At 59.9% G+C, this 12,986-nt stretch carries 8 protein-coding genes, 1 tRNA gene and 2 rRNA genes (1 of these 11 cut by a window edge); 5 read left to right on the top strand and 6 right to left on the bottom strand.

Features of this window, described 5'->3' with window-relative positions; genetic code table 11:
- From PU133_RS18835 to PU133_RS18825, 3 genes are all read left to right on the top strand, one after another.
- Window positions 1-973 (top strand): 23S ribosomal RNA (locus PU133_RS18835) (it extends 1,828 nt beyond the left edge of the window).
- A 244-nt stretch (window positions 974-1,217) separates the two neighbouring features.
- Window positions 1,218-1,332, top strand: a 5S ribosomal RNA gene (rrf, locus tag PU133_RS18830).
- A gap of 219 nt (window positions 1,333-1,551) precedes the next feature.
- Window positions 1,552-1,628 (top strand) — tRNA-Met (locus PU133_RS18825).
- Here the strand turns inward: PU133_RS18825 and PU133_RS18820 are convergent.
- From PU133_RS18820 to PU133_RS18800, 5 genes are all read right to left on the bottom strand, one after another.
- A complete protein-coding gene (locus PU133_RS18820; protein WP_404864589.1) occupies window positions 1,585-3,192 on the bottom strand; it encodes a recombinase family protein in 1,608 nt (535 codons plus the stop codon). The two genes, PU133_RS18825 and PU133_RS18820, sit on opposite strands and share 44 nt — an antisense overlap.
- Before the next feature lie 68 nt (window positions 3,193-3,260).
- Window positions 3,261-4,349, bottom strand: a complete 1,089-nt coding sequence (locus PU133_RS18815) for a tyrosine-type recombinase/integrase (RefSeq protein ID WP_404862923.1) — start codon at window positions 4,347-4,349, stop codon at window positions 3,261-3,263.
- Complete coding sequence (locus tag PU133_RS18810; RefSeq protein WP_404862922.1) at window positions 4,346-6,022, bottom strand: tyrosine-type recombinase/integrase; 1,677 nt, start codon at window positions 6,020-6,022, stop codon at window positions 4,346-4,348. Before PU133_RS18810 ends, PU133_RS18815 begins: the two co-directional genes overlap by 4 nt.
- A 173-nt stretch (window positions 6,023-6,195) precedes the next feature.
- Complete coding sequence (locus PU133_RS18805) at window positions 6,196-6,408, bottom strand: helix-turn-helix domain-containing protein (RefSeq protein ID WP_404862921.1); 213 nt, start codon at window positions 6,406-6,408, stop codon at window positions 6,196-6,198.
- Between the two features lie 739 nt (window positions 6,409-7,147).
- Window positions 7,148-7,444, bottom strand: a complete 297-nt coding sequence (locus PU133_RS18800; protein ID WP_404862920.1) for a hypothetical protein — start codon at window positions 7,442-7,444, stop codon at window positions 7,148-7,150.
- Between the two features lie 614 nt (window positions 7,445-8,058).
- Here PU133_RS18800 and PU133_RS18795 point away from each other — a divergent pair.
- Both PU133_RS18795 and PU133_RS18790 read left to right on the top strand, forming a co-directional pair.
- The gene (locus PU133_RS18795) at window positions 8,059-10,023 is read left to right on the top strand and encodes a TIR domain-containing protein (protein ID WP_404862919.1); all 1,965 of its coding nucleotides are present in this window, start codon (window positions 8,059-8,061) and stop codon (window positions 10,021-10,023) included.
- A 149-nt stretch (window positions 10,024-10,172) separates the two neighbouring features.
- On the top strand, window positions 10,173-11,576 hold the full coding sequence (locus tag PU133_RS18790) for an argonaute/piwi family protein (protein WP_404862918.1): 1,404 nt from the start codon (window positions 10,173-10,175) through the stop codon (window positions 11,574-11,576).
- 53 nt (window positions 11,577-11,629) lie between these two features.
- Here the strand turns inward: PU133_RS18790 and PU133_RS18785 are convergent, their stop codons facing one another.
- A complete protein-coding gene (locus tag PU133_RS18785) occupies window positions 11,630-12,955 on the bottom strand; it encodes a hypothetical protein (protein ID WP_404862917.1) in 1,326 nt (441 codons plus the stop codon).
- Window positions 12,956-12,986 lie beyond the last annotated feature (31 nt).

Here is a 12,986-nt window from a genome sequence, read left to right as displayed (position 1 = left end):
ATAACGGTCCTAAGGTAGCGAAATTCCTTGTCGGGTAAGTTCCGACCTGCACGAATGGCGTAACGACTTCCCCGCTGTCTCCAACGCAGACTCAGTGAAATTGAATTCCCCGTGAAGATGCGGGGTTCCTGCGGTCAGACGGAAAGACCCCGTGCACCTTTACTATAGCTTTACACTGGCATTCGTGTCGGCATGTGTAGGATAGGTGGTAGGCTTTGAAGCGTGGGCGCCAGCTCGCGTGGAGCCATCCTTGAAATACCACCCTTATCGTCATGGATGTCTAACCGCGGCCCGTCATCCGGGTCCGGGACAGTGTATGGTGGGTAGTTTGACTGGGGCGGTCGCCTCCTAAAGAGTAACGGAGGCGCGCGATGGTGGGCTCAGAACGGTCGGAAATCGTTCGTCGAGTGCAATGGCATAAGCCCGCCTGACTGCGAGACTGACAAGTCGAGCAGAGACGAAAGTCGGTCATAGTGATCCGGTGGTCCCGCGTGGAAGGGCCATCGCTCAACGGATAAAAGGTACGCCGGGGATAACAGGCTGATGACCCCCAAGAGTCCATATCGACGGGGTTGTTTGGCACCTCGATGTCGGCTCATCGCATCCTGGGGCTGGAGCAGGTCCCAAGGGTTTGGCTGTTCGCCAATTAAAGCGGTACGTGAGCTGGGTTCAGAACGTCGTGAGACAGTTCGGTCCCTATCTGCCGTGGGTGTAGGAATATTGAGAGGATCTGTCCCTAGTACGAGAGGACCGGGATGGACGTATCTCTGGTGGACCTGTTGTCGCGCCAGCGGCATAGCAGGGTAGCTATATACGGAAGGGATAACCGCTGAAGGCATCTAAGCGGGAAACCCACCTCGAAACGAGTGTTCCCTATCAGAGCCGTGGAAGACGACCACGTTGATAGGAGGCGTGTGGACGCGCAGCAATGCGTGAAGCTTAGCCTTACTAATAGCTCGATTGGCTTGATCGTTCTCATTGATCAATGATCATCATGTGCAGCAAAACTGCACATGAAATTGTTCTGTCCTCACGCTGTCGCGTTCTTCGAACGCTACGCTCCGGACAGGGCGCGCCACAAGGCGCGACGGCCGTTTGGCCTTGCGGAAGCTCGACGCTTCCGTCTGGTGCCACACGGTTGCTCAAAGACGTGTTTGAAATTTAAGAAGAGCCTTGGCTCACCAGCTTCTCTGAACAACGCTTTTGCGCTTTGCCGACCTGGTGGTTTTGGCGGGGTGGCTGCACCCGGTCCCATTCCGAACCCGGCCGTGAAACGCCCCAGCGCCGATGGTACTTCGTCTTAAGACGCGGGAGAGTAGGTCGCCGCCAGGTCTGCAAATCGCAAAAGCTTCTTCTCAATCACCAATATCGGCAAAAGCCGAGAACAAAGGCCGCAACACGCGGCCTTTTTTGCTTCTACCGCACCCAAAACACCGCGGCAAAAAGCAAACCAATCAAACGGGCAAGAGCAGCCCACGCCATCCCAAAGGCAACCAACATTGCCAAGGGGCCAGCCAAAAAACCGGCCATGACCGGAAAGCTCAAAAATAACGCGGGGTGGAGCAGCCCGGTAGCTCGTCAGGCTCATAACCTGAAGGTCGTAGGTTCAAATCCTACCCCCGCAACCAGCGTTATCGACAAGGCCTCAGTCGCAAGACTGGGGCCTTTTTGCATTCCAAGTTCCCCCAGCGCCAGGATCGCTGCAAGCTCGCCAACGAGCTCGATCCGCAGCCTGCCGTTCTCCGGGATCATCCGGATTGCAGACAGCAGAGAGCGAAGACGCTCGGCCGCTTCAGCCTTCAATGCGTCGTCGTTCAAGGAAGCTCTGAGGTCAGTGACTTTGCGCCGGTAGAGTTCGGCCAGTCCAGGGTGAAGGCGTGGCGGCTCGGGCGCAGTCGGTTGGGCCTGCTTCAGCTGACGCTTGCGGTCTTCCAGTGAGCGCAGCTCTTCTCCCATCGCTTCCGAATGGAGACCGTTCTTGACGGCCGTGACGATGTTAGCGATCTGTCGGTCGACCTTCTGCAGTTCAGCGTCGTGGCGTTGACGGACGGCATTCTCCTCTCCCCGCAGCCGGTTCCACTCGCGCTGATACTCGCCGACGAATTCCGCGACGAGATCGGGATGAAGAAGGCTGTCGCGCAGGCCATCGAGGACTGCGTCTTCGAGGCTGTCGCGACGCATAGTCAGGCGGTTGGCGCAGGTGCCGCGGTTGCGCACATTGGCGCAGCCATACTGGTGTTTGTTGACGAGGATAAAACCGCCACCACAGACACCACACTCGATGATCCCTGAAAACAGATGGCGCGGGCGCCGTGCGCGCTCGGACCTGATCGGGCCCTGATCCACGACGATCTGGGACCGGGTCTCGGTCTGCCGTGCCTTGACCTCATTCCACAAATCCTCTTCGACGATGCGCAGGTCTGGCACCTCCTCGACGATCCACTGCTCCGGCGGGTTCGGTCGTGCCTGGCGCCGGCCGGTGTCCGGGTCCTTGACGAAGCGCTGCCGGTTCCAGACGAGTTTGCCGGCGTAGAGCTCGTTATTGAGGAGCCCTGTACCGCGGCGCCAGTTGCCATAGATCGTCGACGCCCCCCAAGCTGTGCCGCGCGGGCCATCAATGCCCTGAAGGTTCAGTGCGGCTGCGATCGCTCGCGGGCTGCGCCCCGAGGCGAACTGGCCGAAGACCTGGCGGACGATCGAGGCCTCCTCTTCATTGATAACGCGCTCGCCGGTTGTGGGCATGCCGTCGCTACCGAGCGTGCGCACCACGTCATAGCCATAGGAGACACCCCCGGCCGAGCGCTTCTTGCGCACCCGGCCTTCGAGACCCCGATGGGTCTTCTGGGCGAGATCCTTGAGATAGAGCGCACTCATGGTTCCCTTGAGGCCGATGTGAAGCTCGGAAATCTCGCCTTCGGCGACCGTGACGAGCGGGATCGACCGGTAGGTCAGGAGCTTGTAGAGCGCGGCGATATGCTCCTGATCGCGTGACAGCCGGTCGATGCTCTCGGCAAGCAGGATGTCGAACACGCCGTTGCGCGCGTCCTCCGTGAGTTTGCGGTAGCCCGGCCGGGACAACGTCGCGCCGCTGATCCCGTGGTCGGCATAGACTTCCGTCAGGTGCCAGCCTTCGAGATCGATGCGCTTCTGGCAGAGGCGCACCTGGTCTTCGATCGACGTGCGGCTCTGCATGTCTGACGAGTAGCGGGCATAGATGGCTGCTCGCATGGAACGCCCCCCATCATCCTTCCTCATGGCCATTATTCCACTTTCTCCCGAAAATGAGAATCGCGTTTTTTGCGGCACTTGGTACGGCCGGCGCGGCGGCGCTCGTGAATGAGATCCTGCCAGGCGGCCGACGCCTTTACGCTGCTCGCACGGTTGTAGTGCTTCTGAGCCATCTGCAGGGTGGAGTGACCGAGGACACCTGGCGTGATCGCGACATGGAGCGGGTCCTCCTCAGCGATTGACGTCGCAGCAATGTCGCGAAATGCGTGCGGACGAAGGGTCTCGCCGAAGGCACGAGCCGTGATGTTTGCAAGGTTCTCCTGCAAGCCTGCATAGGAGAGCGGGCCGCCCGTGCGGGAGGCCCAGAGAGCCTTGGTCTCGTTGCCGCGCAGAAGCGCCGGGCGGAACTCTGTCAGGTAGCGCTCAAGCGGGTCGAGGAGATGATCGGGGAAAGACCATTCGTGGCGCTTGCGGTCCTTGATGTCGCCGGGCTCGAAGACGAGCCGCGTGCCGCTTTCGTCGGTGACAAGATGGCGACCGATCTCGATGGCAATGAAGGTGCGGAGTCGGAGCGGTCTTGCGATCAGGAGACCGACCATCAAGCCATCCCGGAACCGGATCGGCCGTTCCCAGCTGCCAGTGTCGGGCATGGACAGGGCCGCGGTCATCTCGGCATCTGCCCAGGACGCGATCTCGGCAGCAGTTACACTCCGGCGACGGTTCAGTTCGTGGGGATGGAGCTGCAGCAACCGGTTCGACGCGTTCTTCAGCCAAGTCCAGTCGCGGTCAGGGTCGAGTGCAGTTGCGATGATGTAAAGATCCTTGACGAGACCGGCCGTGCTGCGACCCGAGATGCGCGCTTCCGTCTCTTGCTTAAAGAGCCGCACAGTCTCGATGGAGATGCGGTCGGCCGGCGCACGCTCGTCGAGCAGATCATTGCGGGCGAGGTGCGACAGCCAGTGGCCATAGGCCTGCTCGAACTTCGAGCGCGTGCCATCGGCCCAGTCGCAACCGGCACCGTCTTCATCGAAATGATCCTCCCCCCGCTGAAACAACGCGACCCAGGCATCGCGATCGGCTTTCGGCCAGAAGTGCCACTTCATGATCAGAGGGCCACTCATTTGGCTGCCCTCCGTACCTGAAGCACTTCGGTCTCGTAGCGCTCCGTCGCCCGCCAGGTCTCGAAGGGTGCGTAGAACTTCGTCGTCGTGTTGAGGTTCTTGTGTCCAAGGAGGCGTCTGACCGTCTCGTATTCTCCAGGATGCTGGTCGAGAAAGAGCAGCGCCGCGAGATGGCGGAAAAGATGGGCATTCATGACGATGCCGGTCTCGCGCTGGATCAGACGAGAGAGATCGTGTCCTAAGCGCGCAGGGGTGCGGGCTTTGCCATCGGTCTGGGGAAAGAGGGCATGGCCGAAGGAGCCTTCGAGCTTCGGGCGCCAGAACTGGATGTAGCGATCGAGCAGTTTGCTCGTCTCGACCGAGAGGTCGATCGTGATCGGTTGCCCGTTCTTCACCTCGGGGCCAGGAATTGCGATCGCAACCCGTTGCTCACGGCCTTCGCCACGCCAGGTCAGATGCTGGTCGATCGACAGCGACGACAGATTGCCGATCCGCATGGGACAGGCAAGCAGGATGTCGATCGCCACCGCACGCATGATCAGGAGCGCCTGGTTGCGGCTCGCATCCTTGACCTTGCCGGCCTTGGCGAGGAGATGACGGGGCAAGTCGAGCAGGAGGTCGATATTGCGCTCGTCGCGAAACTGGCGGAGGCGGTCGCGGTTCTTGTCGGTCATGCCGTCATAGGCGACAGCGACCTTCGCCTGGATCGACTTGAGGACCTTCTCGATGTCGCCAGACACGCGAACATGATAGCGGGCGACCGCGATCAGCTGCGCCATGATGGTGTGATGGGACGGCCGGTTGCCGCCGTCGCGCTGACGCAGATACCGGAGCCCCCGCTTGACGGTCTCAGGGTTGACGACGTCGGACAACCCCAGCAACTCATCCGGTTTGACACCGCTCTCGACGAGAGCATCGGCGAACTGGCGCAGGCACGCCCGAACGTTGCGCAGGCTGGTGGGCCTCAGCGCCTTTGCAGGCCCGTCGTCTTCCAGAAAGTCCACGCTCTCGAGGCGTGCGATCCAGGCTTCGATATCCGCCTGGAAGCTCGCCGGATAGGTGGAGAGGTCGCGCGTAAGGACACGCCGGCTCGGCGGCTTCGTCAGCGCAGGCAGTTCAGGGTGAACGCGCTCGACGAGACCGTTCCAGGTCTGGCGCGTGATCTTCACGATCTTCTCCGGCTTCTTGGTCAGAACCTCTTTGGAAAGATGTTCCTCGAACCGGGCCAGCACAGCGTCCGAAACGTCCGTCGGTTCGATCCCCTGGCTCGAGCAGAAATGGCTGAAGCGGCTCAGCGTGTAGGCTTGCCACTTCTGCGGCGTCGACTGGACCAGCGTCGTCCAGGCGGCCGAGCGCGGACGCTGGCGCTTGCGGATGCGACAGATCGTTGCCGTCATCTCGATGGCGGCAACGAGATCGGACTTCACATTGGCGAGACGCTTGGCCGAGATCGACGCCTGGACAGGATGGATGTCGGCGAGACGGTCGCGCAGAGCCTCGACGCTCGCCGGCAGGTCGTCAGGGCTGCGATGAAGCAGGCGCGCTGCCGTGCGGACGGCACTGATGAGGTCGCGGCGCTTGGTCGTGGACAGGTCTGTCTTCGCTTCGAGACCTGAGATGACGTCGCCGAGCGTCATCGGCTTTTTGACGATGGAATATTGATCAACATACATTGCAATAATCTCCTTGTGCTCCAGAAATCTCTACTGTCGGGAGGCCACGGCCGGCCGTCGGGAGACAGCTGCGGACAGGGCCTGACATTCGGGAAAGGGGGGGTGTGAATTTGAAACCAAAGTTGGTGGGCGCGCTTTCCCGAGACCTCGGGAAAGCGTGACGGGGCAAGACGTTAGAGGACATGGAAGCTGCCCCCGAAGCGATGCTCGCGGAGGTAGTCGTCGAGGTCGGCGCGGCGAACGCGGACGTGGCTGCCGACCTTGTAGGCCGGCAACTTGCCGTGCTTGATCATGCGCTGGATGGTGCGGTCACTGACGCGCAGCGCTTCAGCGGTCTCGTCGATCGTGTAGAAGAGCTGGCGGGGGTTCGTGAAACGGTCAGCCATTATGGCCTCCTTCGCAAGGTGTGTTGATCCCCGTTGCAAAGGCGTCGCGCGCAGCCTGGCGCGCCATCAGCCGAACGAGTTCGACCAATGCCGGCGAGGGCTTCGATGTGGAGGGCTGGACGGAGGGGTAGGGAGGCCGCCTCGATGCTGCCTCGGCTACATCTGTAGCGTCAGGAGCATCAACCGGCTTCAAAGCCCCGGATATTGAAGACGGTGAACCGGCCATCGCACTCATTCATCGACATCTGGGCGCGAGCCCCGGCAACGATTGGATCAGGCAGAGGCGGGAAGACGCGCAGCACATGGGCATGACGCAACCGCCGGATCGCCTGATCCGGTGAGTTGCCTTCAAATGCCCTCTGTCGACCGATGTCGGGTGAGTGCTGCTGAACGGCTACGGAGCGCTTTGCTCCGGTGTCATGATATGACGCGTCGCGAGACGGCTTGCAAGAAGCCAAGTGTTTGACAACGCGTAGTTTTTTGTGGTGAGGGACGCCGGAGTTTGCCGACGCCCTTCAATTTGGCCTAGCGACGATAGGTGGGACCACGACCTGCAGCGTTCGGGACAAGCCAGTTGTACAGACGCGAAATGACCTGAAACTGAGCCCGTGCCTCATCGCGTTCCTCACGCGTGGCATTGGTACGGCGGGGCAAGGGCCGGTCCTCGTTGTTCCTGGCGATACGCATCAAACTCCGCAGCAATTCCATGTGAAGCTCCCTTCTGGTGTTGTTCCTGAACTTAATCGTCGAGATCGAGCGCACGACGACCTGGGCCAATCACGGCGGCGTCGGCGCGCTCACGAGCGAGGCGCCTTTGCTTCGCTTCTTCAAGGCGCTCTTCATGGAGACGCTCCGCTTCATACTGGTCATACAGCTCTTGCATCCGCTGCTGTCGTTCCGCACGTGCAAGGTCTTCGGCTGCTTCCTGGATCGCACGCAGACGTCGGCGTTCGGCGAGTTCTTCGGCTTCTATGCGAGCGAGTTCCGCATTGCGCACCTGCAACTCTTCTTGGGTCCAGACGCGGATCCTCGTCATCCGGCGATCTCCCCGCTCGAGGGCGCACGGATACCATCCATCGCCAGGCGATCAGCATCCCTGAAAAGCTCTATCTGGATTTGCAAAACGGCCACTCCCCGGGGACATAAGCCCGCGGTGCGCCCCCGCGAACATGCCCTTGATCCTGGTGATCGGGGAGTTCGAAACCGTGATAGACGGCCCTGCGACCTTTAGTTCGGAGAACCTGGACATGCGTCGCAGGCTCCCCGACCATAAGGTCAAGGAGTCCAGTATCATACCGGAGATACTGATCCGCTATCAGGGGTTTCGACGCCCCAGCGCATGCGTATGCGCCAGAATTTTGATGCTGGAGGGGGAAGGGGAAGTCAAGGGGACACCTATTGAAATGGTGGTTGGGCATGGACGTATGATTACGAGATGGGTCCAGGCGGTCCAGGGCAGCGACTGATAATTACGATGCTGCCGCTGAGCGTGGGGTAGATCCAAATCGTCGTAGCTGTTTAAGGTGGGTGCATGATGCGATCGAAAGAATGTTTCTCGCAGTCATCTGCCGCTTGACCATATCTTTCCGAAAGCATGCTCTTCTTTCTGTTGGTAAAGCTTAGGCGCGATCGAAATGTGCCCGCCGCTGCTTGACCGCGAAAGAAGTGGACGGTCAATCTGGGTTCATGGCTTATGATTTCTCGAGTTTGTCCCATCAAGAGTTTGAGGACTTGGCTCGCGATCTTGTAGGTCGCGAGATTGGCAAGCGATTCGAGGCCTTTCCGGAGGGACCGGACGACGGGATGGATGGGCGACACGCTCTTGCGGACGGCGATATTGTGCTGCAAGCAAAACACTATCACCGGTCTGGCTTCTCGGTGCTCAGATCCAAGGTGAAGAGCGAGCGCCCGGCCATCGATCGCTTGGCACCCGCGCGCTATATCCTCGTCACGTCGGCTTCGCTCACGCCCAAAAACAAAACGGCATTGGCGGAAATCATTGGGCCTGCGTTGCAAAGCCCCGGCGACATTTTTGGGCCTGGCGATCTCAATGCGCTGCTGCGCAAATATCCGGAGATTGAGAAAGCTCATCAGAAGCTTTGGGCGCAAAGCACGCCCGTTCTAAAGTCGGTGATCAAAGAAGCGTTCGACGAAGCGCTCGGAAGGCCAGAACCGCTACCTCCCGTCCTCGCCAACCTGCTGCCGCCAGCACAAGAGACCGCGTCTGGCGCGGGTGCCGCGCCAGCGGTGCGCGACACGATCTTTTTACTCAAGGCCACACCGATCGACGACGAATTTGCGTTGTGGCTGGGCCCTAAGCTCGAGGCCCACGGATATCGCGTTTTTGCCGACTTACTGACTCTGCAGCCGGGCGACAGATTGCGGCGGCAGATAAGCCAGGCCCTGCAGTATCGTGCGGCGAAAGTCCTCCTTATCTGGCGCGATGCGACCCTTGCCGACCAGAACGTGCAGGACGATCTAGACATCGCGTTGGAAGTGGCAGAGGAAATCGGCGATGCGCGCTTCATTATTCCGCTTCGTCTCGAGCAAGCGAAGAAGGTTAAAGGTCTCGGCGACGCGATGCCGGTCGATTTCGTCCGTGGTTGGGGAGAAGGCGTCGCCAGCCTCCTTGACGCACTGCAGAGACAGAGGGTTCCGCGATCCGACAGTCCCGGCTTGATCGATCCAAACTGGGAAATCTTCCGACGGCGTGGCGCGATCCCGCTCGTCGACGCGGCTGAACGGCTGACATCGAACTGGCTGCGTGCCGCGGAGGCGCCCGACGTCATTCGCTACTATGAGAGTAATGGAGCGGTCGACAGCCGGTTGCTTGATCGGGCGATCGAGCAGTTCAGGTATCCATGCGCCCAGCAGGGGGCGGGCTTCATCACCTTTTCGGACCGGACCGAGGTTAACATCGCGTTCGCATCAGCTGGCCGTTTTGAGATGAAGCACGAGATCCCATTAATAGATTTTGTTAACAGCGGTTTCCCGACACTTGGCATCGAGCGACAGGTCGCATCGAACCTGGTTATCGCGATGATCAGGCGAGCTTGGTTCTCGTTTTGCAGGGAAAGAGGCTTTGTTGAATATCACTATTCCAACGCTGTCGGCTTCCACGCATCGGCCACCCAGGTGCGGACCGGCCAACGCATTCCGTGGGGTAGACAGGGGGATCAGCGGTCATCGATGCTGCGCAACGTGGCCAAGGGCCATATCTGGCAGTTCGGTGTCACCGCGATGCCCTATTTCTGGCCGTTCTGGCATCTCAAGCTAAAGGCGCGTGTGTTGTTCTCCCTGGACAACAACACGCCGGCCGGGCTCGAAATAAACGATCCCAAGAAGCTGCATCGCCTGCGACGCAGCGTCTGCAAGGGATGGCGCAACAAGCAATGGCACGGCCGCATGCTTGCTTTTCTTGAACTCCTGTCCGGCGACAGCGCGAACATCCGCCTGGCGCTTGCGCAGGACGCCGAGCTGGTGATCGAGGCGGCGCCGATGCTGTTTACGTCGCCGGTGAGCACTGTGCTTCCCGATGTGCTCGATGCCGAGGAAGAAGAAGCCGACGTCAGCACGCTGGGTCGCCCGGATAACGATGACGAGACTGACGAATGAAATTTCCCGAGAAATCGCTCCAGGTTGAACATTTCAACGAGCCGCAACTGTAATTCGCCTACGCACAGCGCAGTCCTCATCCGAAGGATGGTCTGTTCCTTTATGGACCTCACGCCAAGGCGAAGAAGACGCGCGAAATCCGTGTCGGGGTGGTTGGCACCAGCGACGGAATTGCGCATTTTCGCACCTGGGCGCGCAAGCTGAAATCCGTTGTTCCGGTTCCATCGCCCGGAAAGGGTGAGAAGGCCGATCGCCTCCATCTGGCGAACTTCCCAGGTCTCCAGGAAGCCTTCGGTATATCGTTCGATCCGGATGAATGCAGTGCGCTGTCGATACAGCTAAAGGAGATTGAGCGCGCCACGCGCATCTTCAATCTCAATGAGGCAGTCGATAAGGTCGCTCGCCTCTACATCGATCGTGTTGAGCAGCACCGCCGCAACGACGAGCGATCAATCGACGTCTGGGTGCTCGTCCTGCCGGACATCGTCTATGAGCGCTGCCGGCCGCAATCCAAGCGCACTGGCCTTGCAATGGAGCTGGGCGACTTCAAGAAGCGGCAAAAAGCGAAAGAGAATTTGCCGCTCTTGTCCGCCATGGGCGCCATCGATCAGTCCGACGAAGCGATCTTCGAGGATGTTCCTGATTTCCATCGCAGGATCAAGGCCGAGTTCCTGAGGATCGCACCCACGCAGCTGGTTCGTGAGACGACGCTCGCACCCGGCGCCTTCCTCAACAAGGCCAACTATCCTGTCCGCAAGACGCAGGATGCGGCAACAGTCGCATGGAATCTCGCCACCGGACTCTACTATAAGACGCAGCCGAAACCGCCATGGCGGTTGGCGGATGTGCGTCCCGGAGTTTGCTACATCGGCATGGTCTACAAGAGCCTGCCGAACGATCCTGACGGCCACGCCTGCTGTGCCGCGCAGATGTTCCTCACCGAGGGTGACGGTGTCGTTTTCCGCGGCGCCAATGGTCCGTGGAAAACCGGCGACTATGAGTATCATCTCAAGGCGCCGGCGGCGAAGGACCTGCTCGAACTCGTGCTTAAAACCTACAACGAAGAGCATGGCGGCCCCCCGAAGGAACTATTCATTCACGGACAGACCTATTTTAACGATGAAGAGTGGAATGCATTCGTCGCGGCCGCGCCGAAGGAGACGAATGTCGTCGGCGTAAGGATCCGACAAACGGGGGGCGAGACCAAGCTCTTTCGAGATGGGGACTATCCAGTGCTGCGCGGCACGGCGCTCTTGCTCGACAGTCACACGGCGTATTTGTGGACGACAGGCTACGTACCGCAGCTCAACACCTACATTGGGCCCGAGACGCCCAATCCGCTGCACATCACGGTTATGCGGTCCAAGAATCCCAAACCAAACATCAGCACCGTGCTGGAAGACATCATGGGTCTTACCAAGATCAACTACAACTCGTGCAACTTCAACGATGGGCTGCCGGTTACGGTGCGGTTTGCGAAGATGGTCGGCGATGTTCTGACAATGGGCTCGGCCAAGAGCGAAAAGCGACAGCCCTTTAAGTTTTATGTCTGAGCAACGGTTGAAACTTCAGGATTCGCAGGCCCACGACGATAAGTTGAGGTCGGCTAAGGTAGCTTAAGAGCAATCGATTTACTACGTTGCTCCGCCGCCGTCGCTGCATTGCTGCCCGCGGCCCAAGTTCTGAGAATCAGACCCTCATCCGCGAGGAAAAACTCGCCACCCAGCACCTCTGCGCCATCTTCCACAAGGCGCTTCTTCATGGCGTCTTCGCCGGCAATCGCAACGTCTGCGTTGGCGTAGGGTGCAGTGTCGGGCTGAGGGCTGGGCTTGAAGACCTCCCAATTGAAAGTCCCCCTCGGATAAGCGCTCTGGATCTGATCACGGCGCGCCTGGGGGCTCTTCGAGAAGCCTACCTTGATTATGTGTTTGTCTTCGAGTTCATCAATTCGGCGCCCGAGATAAGCAGCGATGTCGCCCGCAAGGCGGAGGATGTACAAGTGCTTTGGACCGTCTGTCTCCCCCACCCAATAAGGCTGTGATGCCGGCCTCACGGCGCGACTTGGGCTGAGAGCGGATTCTAGCGTCTGGATTGTGGGGTCCACCGGGTTGGTCTGTCCATAGACAGGCACTTCGTAGACATCCAGCTCATAGAGCTTTGCCGCCTCGTCTGTCGAGAGAGGCATTCCGCTGGCGCCGATGAACTCCGGGTGGGAGCTGCCGTAAGCTTGTGGAAACAAGTCCTCGACGTGACGCCAATCCTCTGGAATGATTCTCCACGCTCTCGTCGCTTTCACTGCAAAAAGCCACTTCCCACGGAAGTCGGGATCACGCTCCTTCTCGGCCCAGCGATCACCGGAGATGAACTCGCGCGCGTGGCCAGTCTGGTGTGATATCTCGAGCACTCCGACGACCTTGCCGCGCATGTTGTCCGGGCCTTTTCCCTTGGTCACATAGATCGCGACCAGCGTCCCCGGCTTCGAGTTGCTCAGGTAGCGCGTCCGTCGGGCCTCGTCGGCAAAGCCGATGCATCCCCAACTGGCCGGATCGAAGCCCCAGAACGACGTCAACCAGACCTGCCGTCCGTCGGGCAGTGTGTCTGCAGTTGGGGCAAGGTCCGGGACCGACGCCCAATCGAATGCGAACACTTCCTGCTGAGCGGCCTCGATGTCGATGGCGCCGAGCACGCCTCGAATGTATGTCATCGCGTCTTCGGCCGGATGCCGCTCGCCCTTCTTCACAAGGATCGTCGTGAGAGGCGGCAGTCCGCGGTCCGCTAGCTCGTGCAGAATGACTTCGAGGTTTGGTCCCAGCCCGCGACCCGTTGGATGGCTCCAGCCTACTGCCTCGCCGACCTGCTGATAGGTCGTCCGGCGCTTCTGAAGAGCCTTAGCAGCCAGAAATCGAGCGATGGCGAACTGCAGTGCATCCATGCGTTATTTGGCTTCCAGTGACATGAGGAGC

The sequence above is a fragment of the Georhizobium sp. MAB10 genome (genome assembly GCF_045012825.1).
In the GTDB taxonomy this organism is placed as follows: domain Bacteria; phylum Pseudomonadota; class Alphaproteobacteria; order Rhizobiales; family Rhizobiaceae; genus Georhizobium; species Georhizobium profundi.
The sequence above is the reverse complement of the archived record's forward strand: the minus strand, read 5'-3'. Positions and strand labels throughout refer to the sequence as shown.